Raw genomic sequence first — 17,697 nt, forward strand, 5'->3', positions numbered from 1 at the left:
GCGTAAAGCTCTACAAACCTTTATTAATGGGAAGAACATGTCAAATCAGTTAGCTTCATTACGCGCCCTCACTACTGTTGTTGCCGACACTGGCGATATAGACGCAATCAAAAAGTACAAGCCTGTAGATGCAACCACCAACCCTTCACTATTATTGAAGGCAGCAAGCTTGCCTCAATATAAGTCTTTACTCGAAGAAGCGGTGTCTTATGCGAAGTCTCAAACAGACGATACAGAGCAGCAAGTAATAGAAGCGGGCGACAAGCTTGCCGTACTTATTGGCAAAGAAATTGTCAACGAAGTACCTGGAAAAGTCTCCACTGAAGTGGATGCGCGTCTGTCATTTAGCACAGAAGCTACCGTAGAAAAAGCGCGTAAACTCATCGCAATGTACGAAGAGCTCGGTGTAGATAAAGCACGTATTTTGATAAAAATCGCTTCAACGTGGGAAGGCATTAAGGCGGCTGAAATTCTAGAAAAAGAAGGCATCGAATGTAACCTAACCTTGTTGTTCAATTTTGCCCAAGCTAGAGCATGCGCCGAAGCCGGCGTATTTTTGATTTCGCCTTTCGTTGGCCGAATTCTAGATTGGTACAAGGCTAATACAGATGAGACTGACTTTGAAGGAAGCAAGGATCCGGGTGTTCAATCAGTCAGTAAGATTTACCAGTACTATAAGTCTCACGGTTACAAAACGATAGTGATGGGCGCAAGCTTCCGTAATACTGGCGAAATCGTCGCACTTGCAGGCTGTGACCGTTTGACAATAAGCCCACAACTTTTAGAGCAATTAGAAACAACTGACGGCGAACTTAGCCCTGTATTAGTAGACAGTGGCAAAACGAAAACCGCAGAGGCTAGCTTAACTGAAGCTGAATTTAGATGGGATATGAACCAAGATCCAATGGCAACTGAGAAGCTATCAGAAGGCATTCGTAATTTTGCGGCAGATCAAGTAAAACTAGAAGCGCAATTGAAAGCATTGTTTTAAACAAACCGTAATAACGCAAAAGAGCGAGTTAAATCATGGAAAAACTAAAAAATGCTTCTGCGTGGGGAGAGTTAGAAGCACTCGCCCCGCTTGTTAAGCGCAAACACATGCGAGACATGTTTGAGCAAGATGACACTCGTGCCGAGCGTTATTCTCTTGAGTCCAGCGGTATATTTCTGGATTACTCAAAAAATAGAGTAAACGACGAAGTGATGACGCAATTGTTTGCACTAGCAGAACAGCGCAATGTTAAGCAAAAAATAAACGATATGTTCAGTGGTCAGGCAATCAACACGACTGAGAATCGAGCAGTGTTGCACACAGCACTCAGAAACTTCAGTAACAAGCCTGTGCTTGTGGATGGCAAGGACGTGGTGCCAGAAGTAAAAGCTACATTGCAAAAGATGGAAGCGTTTACCCAAGCTATTCATTCAGGTGAACATACTGGTTTTACTGGCAAAGCTATCGATACAGTGGTAAGCATAGGCATTGGCGGCTCGTTTTTAGGGCCTAAAATCGTCACCGAATCACTCAAGCCTTATCAAAAAACAGGGATAAAGGTTATTTTCGTGGCTAACGTCGATGGTTGTCATATTCATGATGTACTGCAAAGCGTCGATGTCGAAACCACGCTCTTTGTCATGTCTTCAAAGTCATTTAGTACGCAAGAAACCCTACAAAACACCTTGAGTGCTAAAGACTGGTTTCTGTCAAAAGGTACGCAGCAAACTGATATTGCAAAACACTTTGTCGCCGTATCATCTAACGTAAAAGCAGCTGTCGCATTTGGTATGGCAGAAGAAAATGTCTTTCCTATGGCCGATTGGGTGGGGGGGCGTTACTCACTTTGGTCTGCGATAGGCTTGCCTATATGTCTCTCGCTTGGCTTTGCGCACTTTAGGTCTATTTTGCAAGGCGCGTATGATATGGATGTTCACTTCCAAAACGCACCTTTTGAAGAAAACATGCCGGTGATTTTAGCCATGCTTGGTATTTGGTACCGTAATTTTCTCGGTGCACAGTCACACGCATTGCTGCCGTATTATCATTATTTGCGTGGCTTTCCTGCTTATGTTCAGCAGTTGGATATGGAGAGCAATGGTAAATCCACTACATTAAATGGTTTAACTGTAGACTATGGCTGTGGTCCTATCATTTGGGGTAGCGAAGGGACTAACGGCCAGCACTCGTTTTACCAACTTATTCACCAGTCTAATTTACCCATACCGGTAGATTTTATGTTCCCTGTTAAGGTGCCAAACCAGAATGAAACGCACCATAATATGCTCGCATCGAATTGTTTTGGACAGGCTCAAGCACTAATGCAGGGCAAAACCTTTGATGAATGCTTGGCTGATTTAGCTGATACCGAGCTGTCGGAAAAAGAAAAGCAAGTACTTGCTAACCACAAAACAATGCCTGGTAATAACCCAAGCAATACTTTAGTTTTTGAACAACTCGATCCCAAGACACTTGGTGCGCTTATTGCTCTGTATGAGCATAAAGTGTTGGTGCAAGGTTGCATCTGGGGGTTGAATTCATTTGACCAATGGGGAGTTGAGCTTGGAAAAGTGCTGGGGAACCAAGTCTTGGACATGATAGATGGTAAATCGGATTTATCATCTGCAGATAGTTCAACTCAACAACTGATCAAACGTTTCACTTCATAGGCTTTCTTGCTTTTTTGCCTGAGCGTTACACCCAATTGACACTCAGGCACTCCTTCTCTTTAATAAAAATTAAATATAAATTTAACATTACCTTAACTTTTATATTTTATTTTTAACCTTGTTATGTTATAACGATATTTGATGGCAAGATTGATGGAAAAGCCATCAGAGCATGAAGTAGCTGATAGGAGCCTGCCAATGGAATCAGTAGATATTCTTTCAATGATCGACAATGAAACTCGCCCTTGTAAAACTAAAAGTAAAAAGCGCAAATGGCGTGAGATAGAAGCAATAAAAGAAAAGTATCGACTGCAACGCGAATTATCTGATATGGACGTAGCATTAGAAATTGAATTAGAACAACTTGCTCGGTAGCCTTTTATACCAAGTAATATTTAGCTGATGTGTGCTGTTGATGAGCCAAAAAGCTCCCAATGAAGATCGTGTAAGCAATTAAGAGATTTGCCAATTAATTGCTTCACGTCCTGATTCAGTTAAAATCTTGTTTGTTTTAGAAAAGTGCTGACAACCAAAAAATCCTCTGTGCGCCGATAGCGGTGAAGGATGAACAGCTTTAAGAATATGATGCTTATCGGTATCAATAAATGAAGCTTTTTTCTGTGCTGGTGATCCCCAGAGTAAAAAAACAAGTCCCGAAAGTTTTGTGCTTATTTGGCGAATAAGTGCGTCAGTGAATGTTTCCCAACCTTTACCTTTGTGTGAGTTAGCTTCTCCTTGCCTGACCGTCATCACGGTATTTATCATCAATACCCCTTGCCTCGCCCATTCAGTCAGCTCACCGTGAGATGGAATTTGAAAACCACTGATATCGCGTGCGAGTTCTTGATAAATATTGCGAAGCGAAGGCGGTATTTTATTGCCTTTTAAAACAGAGAAGCACAAGCCGTGAGCTTGATTAGGGCCGTGATAAGGATCTTGCCCAAGAATCACGACTTTTAACTTATCAACATCAGTGTACTTAAAAGCATTGAATACATCTTCCTTAGGTGGATAAATCACCTTTCCCGACGCCCTTTCCTCGGCGACAAATTGCATTAACTCGGCGAAGTAAGGTTTGTGCTTTTCTTCGCCGATTATGTCTTGCCACGTCATAAAAAAGACGACCTATTTCAACAAGGCGAACATGTGCTGTTTTAAGGCCTCGTAGTCATTAGGAAGCTCGACTTCTAATGATGCTTTCCCGCTGGCATCCACCAATGCTTTAGGCAAGCTCAAGGGCTGTCCAAGCACATTTTCAACCACTTCTTTAAATTTCGCTGGGTGCGCAGTACCCAAAAATACACCTACTTCGTCTTCTTGTAACTGTTTTGTCAAACAGCGGTATGCGATGGCTGCATGAGGCTCAGAAGTATACCCTTCTTGCAGAAGCTGACGCATTGCCACTTGCGTATACTCTTCATCCACTGCTTCGCCAAGCAGCAATGCTTTATCAAAATAACCTTGCTCTACTAAGGCTTCAATCCGAGGCCAGTTGTTGGGCTGCGATACATCCATTGCATTAGACATCGTCGCCACCGTTGGCTTGGGTGCCCACTCTCCTGTAGACAGATACCTAGGCACGGTATCGTTGCTATTAGTACCTGCAATAAAACGTTTTATGGGCAAACCCAATGTTTTTGCAATAATACCCGCAGTCAAATTTCCAAAGTTACCGCTTGGTACAGAAAATACCGCTTTGTCACGCGATTCTTCAGGCAACTGAGCGACAGCTTCAAAGTAGTAACATACCTGTGCTAAAAGGCGACTAATGTTAATTGAATTCGCCGAGTTTAAGTGCAAGCCCTCGCGTACTTCAGGATCATCAAACGCCGTTTTTACCAACTGTTGACAAGCATCAAAATCGGCATCTACCGCGACAGTATGAATATTGTCACCTAGCGTGGTAAATAGTTTTTCTTGTAGTGGACTGATCTTGCCTTTTGGAAAGAGAATGACAACATTGATGTTTTCAATACCATGGAAGGCATGAGCAACCGCCGCCCCCGTGTCGCCAGACGTAGCGGTAAGTATCGTCACTGGCGCACCGTCACTTATACTCGATAAGCATTGCGCCATGAAACGACCGCCAAAGTCTTTGAAAGCAAGCGTTGGGCCATGAAACAATTCTAAACAATATATATCTTTCTTAACCTTGGCTAGCGGCGCAGGAAAAGTAAATGCGCTATTTATTAGGGTTTCAACTAACTCGTCACCTAATTCATCACCCACTAAGTGTTGAAGAATCTTTGTGCTACGCTCTGCCAAAGGAAGAGCCAATAGCTCATTAATATTTTCCATCGGTTTAATGTCGTTAGGAAAATACAAACCTTGATGTTTACCTAAACCTTTTTTAACCGCTTGCGCAAATGAAACGGTGTCACTTGCATCTTTTAGATTAACTAATTCCACTGATTTTTCCTTTATTCGGATACCACACGGGTACCCGCTGTATCAATTTTACAAATATGGCTAAAGCCATCTTCGTTTTGTATGTAATGTTCGTTCAACCATGTCTGCACCGCTTGCGCCGTCGACAAGCTATCCGCAACAGCAAACACTGTTGGCCCAGAGCCAGAAATACCAAAAGCCAAAGCACCTTGAGCCTTAGCGTATGATCTCGCCTCATCAAAATGAGGTAACAAAGACTTTCTGTGCTGCTCCGCAATGACATCCGTCATGACCGATGACGCCAATTTTTTATCACCTCGATACAAAGCATCAATAAACACGCCAATTTGACGACCAAAGGTTAAACAAGTCTGCATATCAAACTCTTTCGGCAATATGCGCCGTGCTGCGGCCGTTGACACCGATAAGCCAGAATAACATGCTACCCAATACCACTCTTCAAACGAGGGTAAACACAAAGCAACGGGCGCATCCTGCCCAGTCATTAAAGTCATACCTCCAAGGTAACTGGGTGCCACATTATCGTAGTGCACACTGCCGCTAATTTGTCCTTCTAGCTCGCCCATCATTAACAACAAGGTATCTTTATCAAAAGGCCGGTTTGCATGCGCATTCAAAGCGTAAAACGCCGCCACAATAGAGCTCGCACTTGATCCCAAACCACTGCCAATCGGCAAAGCTTTATGCAAGTGCATACTTACTTTTAACTTGGCTACACCCTTTGTAGCAAGGGCATCTTGAAAAAAGTCATAGCACTTGGTTACGATATTGTTTTCAGTGCCTGGTGGTAGTCTATCGGCAAAACGTCCATCAACAGTTAAAGAAAATTGCTCAGCATCACTGACCGCGACCCAATCACCTAAATTTTGCCCATCAACAGGCGCCAAGGCTGCACCCAATATGTCAAAACCAAGACTAACGTTACCAATAGATGCGGGAGCATAGGCTTTGGTTGTGACCATTTATCTGTACTCCGCTGCATTAGGTAAGGTACGTAATAGGTCGGCAAAGACACCTGCGGCGGTCACCGTTGCGCCAGCGCCGTAGCCTCGAATAACAAACGGGATAGGTGAATAATACTTTGAGTTTATAGCAAGGGCATTTTCACCGTCCTTAACCGCTGCCAAAGGATGTGAGTTCGAGACTGCCTGCACACTGACTTTACATTCGCCTTTATTTATTGAACCTACGTAGCGCAGTACTTTACCTTCGCTTTTTGCTTGTTGAGCTAACTCTGCGATTTGCGCATCTAGCTGCGGTAGTCTAGCCATAAACGTGTCAATATCACCGCTAGCATCAAAACTTTCAGGTAACACTGACTCAATGCATATATCGTCCAATTCAAGAGAAAGGCCAGACTCACGAGCCATGATCAATAGTTTGCGAGCCACATCCATCCCACTCAAGTCGTCACGCGGATCTGGCTCAGTGAAACCGTTTTCTTTGGCAATGCGTGTTGCCTCTGACAAGCTTAAACCTTCATCGAGTTTTCCAAAGACGAAAGAAAGAGAGCCAGAAAGTATGCCTTCAAAGGTTTCCAGTTGATCACCGGCAATCACTAATTTTTGTAGATTATCAATGACTGGAAGACCTGCGCCGACCGTCGTTTCGTATAAGTACTGTCTTCTAGCCTGTTGAGCGGTATCCTGTAACTTGTTGTAGTATTCGATAGAGGCGGTATTCGCTTTTTTATTAGGCGTAACTACATGAAAACCCGCTGCCAACATATCACAATACTGATCAGCGATTTGTTGGTTACTGGTACAATCGATAATAACAGGATTGGTTAGGCTGTTTGCACGTACAAACTCAACCAAACGCGCCAGTGAAAATGCGTCTTTTTCAGCAGTAAGTAAAGATTTCCAATCGTTCGATACATCGATGCCTTCAGGCACTAGCAAATTGGCTTTGCTATTTGCTATGCCGTAAACAGTGAGTTTAATATCTTTCTCTTGCAGGGTTGTTTGTTGCTCGCTAATTTGGCGTAGTAGTTCTTCTCCAACTGTGCCACAGCCAATAAAAAACACATCAATAGGTTGCATGTTTGAGAAAAAGTTTTGGTGAATGACTTTTACGGCTTTTTTGGCTTTACTGTTTTCAATCACCGTAGAGATAGAGCGCTCTGACGACCCTTGAGCAATAGCAACATTGTTCACGCGGGCTTGCGCTAGGGCGTCAAAAAACTTAGCCGCCATTCCTTTTGAATCTCTCATACCATCTCCCACCAGTGTGACGATAGCCAAATCCTTTCGGACTTCTATAGGCTCTAACAAATGGTTGCTTAGTTCTAAAGCAAAGCTTTCTTCAAGTAAATCAAGCGCTTTGTCTGCATCCTTGTTAGGGATACAAAAGCTAATACTGTATTCGGACGAGCTCTGTGTAATCAGCGAGATTGAGATACTGCCTTTTGAAATAACATCGAATATGCGACTCGCCATGCCCACCATGCCTTTCATTCCAGGACCCGAGACGTTAAACATAACAATATCTTCTAAATGAGATATTCCCTTAACGCTTGTCCAACGAGTACTTGCTTCATTGCTGATGAGTGTACCCGGCGCGGCAGGATTAAGTGTGTTGCGAATTAAACAAGGAATACCGTATTGAGCAATCGGTCCGATGGTTTTAGGGTGAAGTACTTTAGCACCAAAATAAGACAGCTCCATTGCTTCTTGATACGTCAATTTGTCTAGCAATACTGCGCCATCTACTTGGTTTGGATCGGCGTTATACACACCATCGACATCAGTCCATATTTCGCAACAACTGGCATTAATGCAAGCAGCCAAAATAGCCGCGGAATAATCAGATCCGTTACGCCCTAGTGTGACTTTCTCACCCGCTTCATTTGCAGCAACAAAGCCAGGCATAATCAATAACTCAGATCCATCCGTGTTGACGTCACTGAAGCGCGCCCTACTCTCATCCAGTAAAGCTAAACTATCAAGGTAGTCACCGTCTGCAACGACAAAATCAACAGGGTCGATAATGCGGTTTTGAATGCCTTTTGCTGACAATATCGCACTGAATATATTGACACTGACATACTCACCCAAACTCAAAATTGTAGCTGTCACTTGAGCAGGACATGTTCCTAGCAACTGAATACCAGCAAGTTGTTTCTCTAAAGTCGATAGCTTTGCGTCTATATATTCAGCGAGAGGGGCAAGTTGAAAGTCAGGTAGAGTGTCATTAAGTTCAGCAGCGATGCTTGTGAGTGTCATTTTTAATTTGGCAAACAGTTCTCCAAAATCAACTTTACCTTCTGCTTGCTCACACAACAAAGACAAGGCATTTGTGACGCCTTTTGGTGCTGACAAAACCACTGCCGCCCCCTCTGCTTGGTGTGTTTGTTGGCTAATGTCGTATACACGCATGTAACGTTGTGCATCTGCTAACGACGAACCACCAAACTTTAACACTTTCATCCAAAAACTCCTTGCTAATATCGACTAAATAAGACCGCGCTAGATACAAAAAAACCCGCTTATTATGCGGGCTTTCGTTAACTAGAAACAGGCACTGGCTAACGACCGCCCTCTGGAGAGGTGGTAATAATAATCATGTCGTTAGTCATTAGAATTGTTTTCATGGCGACAATTTGCCGTATAGACGTCTAAATGTCAACTAGATATCCAATAAAGATAAGATATATCTTAGAGCCTGTTAGGGTCTGTTGACCTTTGGTCTTTGTTTGTTTTGACCCTAAGGATAAGCATAGTTAGGATGACCATTAGCACAATTAGCAAAAACAAGAGTTAACACACAATGCTTACAGACAAAATACTACTCTCTAAAATTAGCAAAAATAGTACATGTAAAATAGTCGTGCTAACCGGTGCCGGAATTTCTGCAGAATCGGGACTCAAGACCTTTCGCGACAACAATGGTTTATGGGAAAATCACGCCATCAAAGAGGTCGCGACGCCTGAGGGCTTCGCTCGTAACCCTGACCTAGTCTACCGTTTTTACAACGAACTCAGAGCCCAACTACTCGACGAGACAGTCAAACCTAACCCCGCTCACTATGCATTGGGGAAATTGCAAAGTCTGATGGGCAATGAGTGCGTTATTGTCACACAAAACGTCGATAACCTGCACGAAAGAGGCGGCGCAACAAACGTTATTCACATGCACGGAGAGTTATTGTCGGCAAAGTGTGGGAAAACGAATAAATCAGTGATATCGCATGATGATGTTACCCGCGAGTCACGTTGTACCTGTTGTTCTCCTGCACAAGCTTTACGACCAGACATCGTTTGGTTTGGTGAGATGCCCTACCATATGGATGACATCGAATCCCACCTTTATGATTGCGACATATTCGTATCAATTGGCACCTCCGGTAATGTTTATCCAGCAGCAGGCTTCGTCAATTTTGCGAACCAATGCGGCGCACATTCTATTGAACTCAATTTAGACCCGAGTGATATAAACACAGCGTTTGCAGAGGCACATTATGGCCCAGCTTCAAAGTTAGTGGTTGAATTTGTAGAGCGCGTGCAAAGCCTGCTCCAAAACAGCCAATAAGATCTATAAAACAAGCTAGCACGGCGAGTAATCTCAACTACACTGAAACTTACAATATCGAAACGCCTTATCCTTATTTAGAAGACAGTCTGCAAATTGATTTCGCTACATTTGACCAAATGTGGCAACTATTTGCTCAAATTTTCGAATATTGGGAGTTGCATATGCCTGCATCTGGCGTGAAGTCTCAGCTGCTCGTAATTCGCTCGGCATGGTTTGTCTGGCTCTGAAAGTAACCATCCGCCTTGCCAAACTACCGGCACTTGTAAGTATTGTCCATTTGGCGCGCGCTATGCTGCGGCAAACTATTTGGACGATTTACAAACATTTTATGACTATCCCAACTTGCAAATTATCAGTAATGCCGCTGTAGAATCTCTCATCATGTCTGACAAAGACACGGTTAAAGGAGTTAATTACATTGACAAAAACCTTGATCTGCACAGCGTAAAAGAGCTGTATGCCAAGCAAGTAATCTTGGCTGCCGGTGCCATAGAGTCGTCAAAAATCCTATTGCGCTCGCAGAACGAAAACTGGCCAAATGGTATTGGCAACAATCATGACCTTGTGGGCAGAAATTTAATCACTCATCCCTATTTAATGTTTGAAGCTGAATTACCAGAAAACCCTTTAGGTTTGATGCCAGAAATGGATTTCCCCACTATGGTATCGCGCCACTTTGACAGCCCTGAAGAGCAAACAAATGGTAAATACATTATTGTCAATCCACCGTCCAGTATAGGCGTAAAACTCGCTCAGGAAATGCAAAACGGTAAGCCACTGGCGGTAATAAGAGATGAGCTCACCGGTAAAACCAAGCTACAACTGCATGTCTTAGTTGAGATATTTAGCCAACGAGACAACCGTTTATACAATATTAGTAAACGCAATCACATTGGACTTCAAGAGACTGCCATTGAATTTGACCAAGGGCCAGACTTCGATCCTCGCATTCAACAGATACAGCTAGACATTGAAAAAATATTTACCGCAATGGGTGCACAACACACGCGATTAAAAACGATTTCGTGGCGAGCGGACCATGCAGCATGCACAACCAGAATGGCAAGTTCTCCCGAGCTTGGCGTGGTCGATAAAAACTTACAAGTATTTGGCGTCAACAATCTCTTTGTATGTTCGAATAGTTCGTTTTCCAGTTTGGGCGCAGTAAACCCAACACTCACATTATCTAGCCTTGCGCTGCGGTTGGGGGACTATCTAAACAACAATGTGCTCAATTCACCACAGAACGAGTGCCAACAAGCTGATAATAAGGAAGTAAACTAGTGAGCCAGAATACACAAGCACTGAGGCAGGCTATTCAAGAAAAATTGCAAACCGCAATCACCTTGGAGTTAAGTACCTTACCGCCATATTTGACAGCCTATTTTTCCATATGCCCCAATACGAATATTAAGGCGACAGAAGCAATCCGTAGTGTGTTTATGGAAGAAATGCTGCATCTTTGTTTAGCCGCAAATGTACTGGTTTCCATTGGAGGAACGGTAAGCTTTTCTGCCAAGACAATTCCCCAATACCCCTGCGTATTAGGCTTTAAGGGGCGCGAATTTAACATTGACTTGGCAAGGTTTTCCCGTCAGTCGGTCAATACATTCAGGCGAATAGAGCTGCCTGATTACATGCCACCTTTAGACGAGTCTTTGCACGAAAAAGAAAACGTTAGCGTGAGTGGTTACAGTATCGGTGAGTTTTACAACAGCATATTGGACGATCTCCACACTTTGCACGATAGCTGTATTTCTAGCAAAGAAGCACTGTTCATCGCCGATGCGAGTAAGCAAATTACCGAGACTTATTTTTGGCGGGGTGGTGGAAAACCCATAGCCGTAGTGGATATGGATACGGCACGCGCAGCACTTAAGGAAATCATTGAACAGGGAGAAGGCACACATATCAGCCTTTACGACAATGATAATGTTGAATTTGGGCAAACGAGAGAACTCGCGCACTTTTTCAAGTTTAATGAGATTTATTACGAACGGGAATACGAAGAAAATGACGATCCCCTTAAACCACCGTCAGGAAAAAAATTTGCGGTTAGCTACGGCGAAGTGTACCCACTGAAAACAAACTGTAAACAAAGCGACTTTGCAGACAATGAAGAGCTCGCGCAACTTAATCACAAATTCAATATGACTTACACACTCATGCTGAAACAAATTGAAGATGCCTATGCTGGAAACCCGCATGTGCTATACAATGCCATCATGAACGGGATGCATGATTTAAGTCCTATTGCTCGAACGATGGCGAAAATTAAGATCGATCCAAATGATCCTCTCAGTGAAACGGGCGCGCCGTCATTTGAATGGGTACAACCACTAGAAATTAAGGAAACAAAAAATGGGATTTAGAGTAGAGTTTAATTCCATACTGCGCAGTGACAACTACGGAGATTTGACGGTAGGGAAGATATACGATTTCAATAAAGCAGGGAGTCGGGTATTTTTCGACGATATCCCTGTTTGGCTGTGCAATTCAGATTGGCAGGTACTTGCCGAGATCAGCATCATGTCGCAAACCCGAGAGAATGCTAATCTAACAGGTACATTCAGAGTGGACTATATTTATTCTGGTGAAGAACAAAAGACGATAAGCAAGGTGTTTGTACGCATGTACGACGGTGTATTAAGCCCCTATATTTATCTATTGTCGTCACAATCAGAATATGAAAACACATGCAAAACGGGCGAACTTGTCAGAGATAGCTTGTCTAGTGAAGGATTTATCCACGCCAGCCCGAAAAGCCAGTTGAATCGGGTAGCCAATAAATATTACAAAGAAACGGCAAAACCGCTGGTGATTACCTTGGAGTTAGAGAAAATAGAGCCGTCGGTTTTGTGGGAGCCGGCAACTGGCGGTTTATACCCACACATTTACGGCCCCTTAAATACAAGCGCAATTAAAAGCGTTCAGCCTATTGCGCTCAACGCCCATGGTGAATTCGATATAAAAATATAGAATTCTGTTGACGCTAGCTTAGGCTCCCCAACAGACTTGGTCCCGGCCTGCTTCTTTCGCTTGATAGAGCAGGTCATCCGCTTGCTTTATTGCTTGTTTTGGCAGCGCGACGCTTGGTTTACAACCGACCGCTCCCACACTAATCGTCACTACACCGTGATGACTAGAGCGATGTTCGATTTCAAGCTCACGCACGGCCTTGCAACAGTTGTCTATGACCGTTTGTGCACCAGATTTAGTTGTATCTGTGAGCACAATCATAAATTCCTCACCGCCATAACGCGCCACAAAGTCCCTTGAGCGATGGAGTTGATCAGATAAAGCTTTGGCCACCAATGACAAGGCATTGTCACCTTGGTCGTGTCCATACTCGTCATTGTATAATTTGAACTGATCAACATCGACCATAGCAATCAGAATATTGGACTGATTGCGTTGCGCTGAATTCCACTGGGATAGTAAGTATTGATCACATTTTCTGCGATTGGCAATGGCGGTTAAGGTATCGACCTTTGCTATTTTTCCTTCTGGCGTTACCGTCGTTTCTAAATTGCAAACCGTCTCGGCGGTTTCAAAAATATGTTTGTCCAGCGCTCTGATTTTTTTGACGGACGCTTCGTTGGAAAATATTTCTTCGTCTAACTTGCCAGTGAGATCTTGTTTTGGACAACCAACAAGGCTTGCGAATGCTTTGTTGTGAGCAATGTATTCAAAATTTTTATTCTTCGCAAAAACAAGATCAGGGGTGGCGTCAAGAATGGCGTAAAACAGTGATGCTAAGTTTTCAGTGTGCTCTTGTTTGGACCGATTTGCCATTACTACTATCTCTATTGGGGCGGTTAAAAACCAAAAAGCAAGCATCCATACTTGAGGGAGTGGGCTAGAATTATAGACTTACTCCACTCTAAATGGCGTTCAGTATGTCAGTGCAAGCAAGTTGTATCAAGTTAAATGTGAACAACAAAAGTGTTCTTTTTTTGAATAAAAGCAGTATCTTATTCCTGACATTACGACTTAAATTGGCTATGGTAATAGCATGAACATTTTACTCATTGAAGACGAGCCCACAGTGGCCGACTTTATTATTAAAGGCATCAATAACGCAGGACATACTTGCGAACACAAAAGCGATGGCGAGAGCGGACTGCGCGAAGCCCTTAACGCCAGCTTTGATGTGATTATTCTTGATCGTATGCTACCCAAAATGGATGGTATGACGGTACTTGAAGAACTAAAACGAAGCAATATATCTAGCCCCGTGCTTTTTTTGAGTGCTAAAAATACCGTCGAAGATCGCGTATCAGGTTTACGCGCCGGTGCTGACGACTACCTCACTAAACCCTTCGCCTTTGAAGAACTACTTGCCAGAGTAGAAGTCATGGCCAGCCGCTCTTCAATAGACGTAGCCAGCAACACGGAAATAGTCGCAGGTGAGCTATCCTTGGACTTAATTGAACGTACCGCAATTAGAAACGGCGTCGAAATAGAACTTCAATCCAAAGAATTTAAGTTGCTCGAGTACCTCATGCTAAATCAAGACAAGGTCATAACACGGGCTATGCTACTCGAAAAAGTGTGGGAGTATAATTTTGACCCGCAAACCAATGTTATTGATGTTCACATCAGCCGCTTAAGAAACAAAATCGACAAAGGGTTTTCGTTTAATATGATTTCTACTATTCGCGGTGCCGGCTATCGCTTTACAGCAAACTGCGAATAAATGCGCGCGATTAAAGCCTATTCGAAAAGCTCTAGTTTTCTAGTCAGTTTTATTTTCACATTTTTGCTGTTTGTAGGCGTTGCCTTCAACACCTATGTCTTATCAGTGTCCAATGACGACTTACTCATTCGTGAGACAGAAGCGGCTATTTTGGCAGATATTGGCGGATTTAGAAGTCTATACGAATCCGCAGGGCAAAGCGCAGTCATTGCGGCGTTAGAGAACCGTCTAAAAAACAGAAACAATGATTTTTTGTACTACTTAAAAAATGCTGATGATGAGTTTATTGCAGGCAATTTGAAGGACTGGCCAGAATCTGATGTTAAGCTAATTCGCAATGGCTTATTAGAGATTGAAGTCAGCACGCGGACATCGAACGAGCACGACACGCCCTCAGATGCACAAACAGCCATAGCGATGATTGTGGCTTTTTCCAATCAAGATAACTTACTCATTGCCAGAAGTGTACAAAACTATGAATTTGCCGTGTGGCTGGCGCAAACATCCTCTTGGGTAATGATTATTATCGTTTGTATCATATCAATACTGAGTCTTGCTGTAGCTTATTACGTTGTGAGTCGCATAAATAAAATCTCTGACACAGCAGACGAAATCATTTCCTCCGGCAATTTAAGTGAACGCCTGTATGTAGAAAGTGATTGGGATGATTTGAGTAAGCTAACTGTATCTCTCAACTTGATGCTCGACAAGCTCGAGCAATCTGTCAACGGTATTCGCTCAGTTTCGGATAACATTGCCCACGATTTGCGCACACCACTCACCCGTTTAAAAACTCACCTCGAACAGCTTAAAGAGGATGAACTCAAACACAATCTTATTGCAGAATGTGACAACATCTTAGCCATATTCAATTCCTTACTACGCATCACGTACATCGAAACAAATGCCAAACGAGAGGGCTTCGAGCAAAGCAACCTTAGCTTGGTTCTCGAGGATGCCATCGACCTTTACCAGCCGATTCTCGAAGAAAAACACATTGAATTGTCTACAGATATTGGCAATGACTTATATGCAATATGTGATAAAAGCTTAATATTTCAAGTATTTACCAATTTAATCGATAATGCCAGTAAATTTACGCCTGCAAAAGGCAGCATAAAATTAGTGCTGAGCCAGCAAGGCAACAATGTCTTTTTTTCGGTATGTGATTCAGGCATTGGTGTCGACGACGCAGCCCTATCAAAACTAACACAACGCTTTTATCGCGCAGATAAAAGTCGCACAGCTAGAGGAAATGGACTAGGACTATCTTTAGTATCAGCCGTTGTTGCCCTGCACTTAGGTGAAATGTCGTTCTCAAATTCGACCATAGCCGACACAGGGTTATGCTGCAAAATCACAATACCTTGCAAATAAGCGAAAGAGTTCGGTACAAATCTGAACGGTATGTGTCTCATTTTTTTTCATGGATCTCATTGTTTTTGCATGAATATAGTGACTTCTGCCATGACAATACCAAACTTTTTGATATACGAACGATTCATAATCGTCGAATCGTCGAAGGCCCAGAACCAATCATCAAAATTCACACGATACGTCGTATCGTTTACCTGCAAGTCCATTTCATAAGCGAAGTTAAATGCATTACCGTAGGAGATACCCTTTGCCGAACCCGCTATATCACCTGCGCTCCCTGAAAACGTCCCGTCAGCGTTTCTTTGAATTGTCCATACTCGAGTTTTTGGCCCGTCACCAAAGCCATACTCAAACACCTCGTCTAAAATGAGCTTGTCATCTTGTTTGTCACCCACTATCGAGACAGTGAAGCGCTGTACGAGCTCGCCACTTCTATTTTGCACTATCCCCCACGCTTTTACCTCACCAGTAAAAAATGACGCTAAATCAAATTTCGGCGAAATATCTTCGTAGCTCTCGCCTTCGATTGAGATCGAACAGGCGGTTAAGGTGAGCATAGTGATACCGAGTAAAACGGCTCGAACTAATGACATAGTTGATTTTTTAGGCTGAGTAATCATATTGATTACAGTCCTAACAAACGTTTTCGCATTTTTGGTTCAGAACTTTTTTCAGACAACCAAATATCAAAAAACCATTGCGAAAACTCCGGGTCTTCTACTACCCCTAAGCGTTGTTCGTCAAAGTAAAAAATACTGTAAGCTCTGTCGTCAACAATACCTGTGATTGTGTTCCCTTCTTTCACATCAGGGAAAAGGATTTGCATTTGTTCAAACCACTTTGCCAGCTTGCGTTCGTCTTCCATTCCTAAGTCTCTGATTTCATCAATCGACCTACTAGCGATTTCCTTACCGTCGAATGCACGTAAATAAGTCAAACTAAGTGCAAACGGTTTGTCCTTCGACCACTGTCCTTTTGGCGCGACTAACTCCGCATCGTAGATATCCCAAAACAACACTTCCAAGCGTGTCTTACCTACTGTTTTGGGGTCATCAATATATTTGATATAGCTTTTTGCCTCAGCAAGTGACGAACAAAGCAGAATAAGTACAATGCATAAATACCGCATAAAAAACCTTCATTGCCATTAGAAAAACACGGGTAAATACAAACAATCAGCATTAATAATGCCTTTATAGCGATCCCTCGAAAGAGGATACAATAAGTGATAAAACTATCTTTTTATTGACCCGCTGATATTACCCATTAATACCGCTTTATTACTTACTATTTGTCTCGGGTTAGAGTTATTAACGTTAGAAAACGGCAATACAGATCATTAAACTTGTTTTAGTTTTCGAGGGTCCGTTGACCTTAGCATTGATGGAGGGAGTGCGGGATGTGCTGAGCTATCTTGAACTAGCTCCACACAACCCGACTTGATTAGAAAGGTAGTGGCAGTACTTCCTTGTTCGTAACTTCAACAAAGCCATACAATCCACAATAGTGCGCAGTTACTTGCTCGGCTTCGCCAATACCATTTCAATCTCAACCAGCATATTTGGTGCTACCAAGCCCGCTACTTGCAGAGCAGAGCGAGCAGGTAAGTTTGGCTGCTCTTTAGTGCCAAAGTACTTTGTATAAGCACGCATAAAACCTGCAAAATCCATTTTTCCATCTAAGTTAGGATCGCCCACAAGGAACACCGTAAGCTTAACAGCGTCACCAAAGTCTACCCCCAAGTCTTTAAATGATGATTCGAACTTTTTTAATACCGACAAAGTTTGTGCTTCTGTGTCTCCCCAATACTCCATGCTGTATTTTTCAGCGTCAGGATTGGCAGGACTGGGTACCTGACCGCTGTGGTATATAAGCGTAGTCGTCGCCGGCACTTCTACCGCTCGTGCAATCGGGAAGGTACTATTATTTGGCAATTTGTGGCGTGTTACTTCGGCGTTTACGTTTGCAGAAATTAATAAATAAGTCGTTAAAACTGACAATAACTTGATAATTTTCAT

At 43.0% G+C, this 17,697-nt stretch carries 17 protein-coding genes; 9 read left to right on the forward strand and 8 right to left on the reverse strand.

The genetic code is table 11. The features are described 5' to 3' along the window. The first annotated feature begins 37 nt into the window (after nt 1-37). The 3 genes from tal (at nt 38) to ACFOHL_RS05210 (ending at nt 3,036) form a co-directional block, all read left to right on the forward strand. Complete coding sequence (gene tal / locus ACFOHL_RS05200) at nt 38-991, forward strand: transaldolase (protein WP_376919143.1); 954 nt, start codon at nt 38-40, stop codon at nt 989-991. Nucleotides 992-1,026: 35 nt separating this feature from the next. Then, a complete protein-coding gene (pgi, locus tag ACFOHL_RS05205) occupies nt 1,027-2,661 on the forward strand; it encodes a glucose-6-phosphate isomerase (protein ID WP_376919144.1) in 1,635 nt (544 codons plus the stop codon). A 198-nt stretch (nt 2,662-2,859) separates the two neighbouring features. Then, complete coding sequence (locus ACFOHL_RS05210) at nt 2,860-3,036, forward strand: DUF3545 family protein (RefSeq protein WP_376919248.1); 177 nt, start codon at nt 2,860-2,862, stop codon at nt 3,034-3,036. Nucleotides 3,037-3,114: 78 nt separating this feature from the next. Here the strand turns inward: ACFOHL_RS05210 and ung are convergent, their stop codons facing one another. From ung to thrA, 4 genes are read right to left on the reverse strand one after another with little or no spacing between them, the layout of a single operon-like run. Then, the gene (ung, locus tag ACFOHL_RS05215; RefSeq protein WP_376919145.1) at nt 3,115-3,774 is read right to left on the reverse strand and encodes a uracil-DNA glycosylase; all 660 of its coding nucleotides are present in this window, start codon (nt 3,772-3,774) and stop codon (nt 3,115-3,117) included. 12 nt (nt 3,775-3,786) lie between these two features. Continuing rightward, the gene (gene thrC / locus ACFOHL_RS05220; RefSeq protein ID WP_376919146.1) at nt 3,787-5,070 is read right to left on the reverse strand and encodes a threonine synthase; all 1,284 of its coding nucleotides are present in this window, start codon (nt 5,068-5,070) and stop codon (nt 3,787-3,789) included. Between the two features lie 11 nt (nt 5,071-5,081). Further along, a complete protein-coding gene (gene thrB, locus ACFOHL_RS05225; protein WP_376919147.1) occupies nt 5,082-6,032 on the reverse strand; it encodes a homoserine kinase in 951 nt (316 codons plus the stop codon). Next, nucleotides 6,033-8,498 (reverse strand): bifunctional aspartate kinase/homoserine dehydrogenase I, encoded by a 2,466-nt coding sequence (gene thrA, locus ACFOHL_RS05230; protein ID WP_376919148.1) that lies wholly within the window; start codon nt 8,496-8,498, stop codon nt 6,033-6,035. 340 nt (nt 8,499-8,838) lie between these two features. Between thrA and cobB the strand changes: the two genes are divergently transcribed. From cobB to ACFOHL_RS05250, 4 genes are all read left to right on the forward strand, one after another. Then, nucleotides 8,839-9,600 carry a Sir2 family NAD+-dependent deacetylase gene (cobB, locus tag ACFOHL_RS05235; RefSeq protein ID WP_376919149.1) on the forward strand — a complete coding sequence of 254 codons (762 nt, stop codon included), beginning with the start codon at nt 8,839-8,841 and terminating at the stop codon, nt 9,598-9,600. Between the two features lie 216 nt (nt 9,601-9,816). Continuing rightward, nucleotides 9,817-10,887 (forward strand): GMC oxidoreductase, encoded by a 1,071-nt coding sequence (locus tag ACFOHL_RS05240; RefSeq protein ID WP_376919150.1) that lies wholly within the window; start codon nt 9,817-9,819, stop codon nt 10,885-10,887. Further along, the gene (locus ACFOHL_RS05245; protein WP_376919151.1) at nt 10,887-11,975 is read left to right on the forward strand and encodes a ferritin-like domain-containing protein; all 1,089 of its coding nucleotides are present in this window, start codon (nt 10,887-10,889) and stop codon (nt 11,973-11,975) included. Before ACFOHL_RS05240 ends, ACFOHL_RS05245 begins: the two co-directional genes overlap by 1 nt. Further along, nucleotides 11,965-12,582 carry a DUF952 domain-containing protein gene (locus ACFOHL_RS05250; protein ID WP_376919152.1) on the forward strand — a complete coding sequence of 206 codons (618 nt, stop codon included), beginning with the start codon at nt 11,965-11,967 and terminating at the stop codon, nt 12,580-12,582. The genes ACFOHL_RS05245 and ACFOHL_RS05250 overlap by 11 nt, the downstream gene beginning before the upstream one ends. An 18-nt stretch (nt 12,583-12,600) precedes the next feature. Here ACFOHL_RS05250 and ACFOHL_RS05255 read toward each other — a convergent pair whose 3' ends face one another. Continuing rightward, nucleotides 12,601-13,398, reverse strand: coding sequence for a GGDEF domain-containing protein (locus tag ACFOHL_RS05255; protein ID WP_376919153.1), 798 nt, complete (start codon nt 13,396-13,398; stop codon nt 12,601-12,603). Between the two features lie 220 nt (nt 13,399-13,618). Between ACFOHL_RS05255 and ACFOHL_RS05260 the strand changes: the two genes are divergently transcribed. Both ACFOHL_RS05260 and ACFOHL_RS05265 read left to right on the forward strand, forming a co-directional pair. Then, nucleotides 13,619-14,302 carry a response regulator transcription factor gene (locus ACFOHL_RS05260; RefSeq protein WP_376919154.1) on the forward strand — a complete coding sequence of 228 codons (684 nt, stop codon included), beginning with the start codon at nt 13,619-13,621 and terminating at the stop codon, nt 14,300-14,302. Beyond that, on the forward strand, nt 14,303-15,679 hold the full coding sequence (locus ACFOHL_RS05265) for a sensor histidine kinase (protein WP_376919155.1): 1,377 nt from the start codon (nt 14,303-14,305) through the stop codon (nt 15,677-15,679). Between the two features lie 56 nt (nt 15,680-15,735). Here the strand turns inward: ACFOHL_RS05265 and ACFOHL_RS05270 are convergent, their stop codons facing one another. From ACFOHL_RS05270 to ACFOHL_RS05280, 3 genes are all read right to left on the reverse strand, one after another. Further along, nucleotides 15,736-16,299 carry a DUF3833 domain-containing protein gene (locus ACFOHL_RS05270; protein ID WP_376919156.1) on the reverse strand — a complete coding sequence of 188 codons (564 nt, stop codon included), beginning with the start codon at nt 16,297-16,299 and terminating at the stop codon, nt 15,736-15,738. A 5-nt stretch (nt 16,300-16,304) separates the two neighbouring features. Beyond that, a complete protein-coding gene (locus ACFOHL_RS05275) occupies nt 16,305-16,808 on the reverse strand; it encodes a chalcone isomerase family protein (protein WP_376919157.1) in 504 nt (167 codons plus the stop codon). A gap of 385 nt (nt 16,809-17,193) precedes the next feature. Continuing rightward, on the reverse strand, nt 17,194-17,697 hold the full coding sequence (locus ACFOHL_RS05280) for a RidA family protein (RefSeq protein ID WP_376919158.1): 504 nt from the start codon (nt 17,695-17,697) through the stop codon (nt 17,194-17,196).

This window comes from Agaribacter flavus (assembly GCF_042646125.1).
GTDB classification, from domain to species: domain Bacteria; phylum Pseudomonadota; class Gammaproteobacteria; order Enterobacterales; family Alteromonadaceae; genus Glaciecola; species Glaciecola flavus.

What these genes read in the sequence shown, in the direction of transcription:
- tal (WP_376919143.1), top strand. Translation starts at nt 38, where the DNA reads ATGTCAAATCAGTTAGCTTCATTACGCGCCCTCACTACTGTTGTTGCC.
- ACFOHL_RS05265 (WP_376919155.1), top strand. Translation starts at nt 14,303, where the DNA reads ATGCGCGCGATTAAAGCCTATTCGAAAAGCTCTAGTTTTCTAGTCAGT.
- ACFOHL_RS05255 (WP_376919153.1), bottom strand. Translation starts at nt 13,398, where the DNA reads ATGGCAAATCGGTCCAAACAAGAGCACACTGAAAACTTAGCATCACTG.
- ung (WP_376919145.1), bottom strand. Translation starts at nt 3,774, where the DNA reads ATGACGTGGCAAGACATAATCGGCGAAGAAAAGCACAAACCTTACTTC.
- pgi (WP_376919144.1), top strand. Translation starts at nt 1,027, where the DNA reads ATGGAAAAACTAAAAAATGCTTCTGCGTGGGGAGAGTTAGAAGCACTC.
- ACFOHL_RS05270 (WP_376919156.1), bottom strand. Translation starts at nt 16,299, where the DNA reads ATGATTACTCAGCCTAAAAAATCAACTATGTCATTAGTTCGAGCCGTT.
- ACFOHL_RS05280 (WP_376919158.1), bottom strand. Translation starts at nt 17,697, where the DNA reads ATGAAAATTATCAAGTTATTGTCAGTTTTAACGACTTATTTATTAATT.
- ACFOHL_RS05250 (WP_376919152.1), top strand. Translation starts at nt 11,965, where the DNA reads ATGGGATTTAGAGTAGAGTTTAATTCCATACTGCGCAGTGACAACTAC.
- thrB (WP_376919147.1), bottom strand. Translation starts at nt 6,032, where the DNA reads ATGGTCACAACCAAAGCCTATGCTCCCGCATCTATTGGTAACGTTAGT.
- thrA (WP_376919148.1), bottom strand. Translation starts at nt 8,498, where the DNA reads ATGAAAGTGTTAAAGTTTGGTGGTTCGTCGTTAGCAGATGCACAACGT.
- ACFOHL_RS05275 (WP_376919157.1), bottom strand. Translation starts at nt 16,808, where the DNA reads ATGCGGTATTTATGCATTGTACTTATTCTGCTTTGTTCGTCACTTGCT.
- cobB (WP_376919149.1), top strand. Translation starts at nt 8,839, where the DNA reads ATGCTTACAGACAAAATACTACTCTCTAAAATTAGCAAAAATAGTACA.
- ACFOHL_RS05210 (WP_376919248.1), top strand. Translation starts at nt 2,860, where the DNA reads ATGGAATCAGTAGATATTCTTTCAATGATCGACAATGAAACTCGCCCT.
- ACFOHL_RS05260 (WP_376919154.1), top strand. Translation starts at nt 13,619, where the DNA reads ATGAACATTTTACTCATTGAAGACGAGCCCACAGTGGCCGACTTTATT.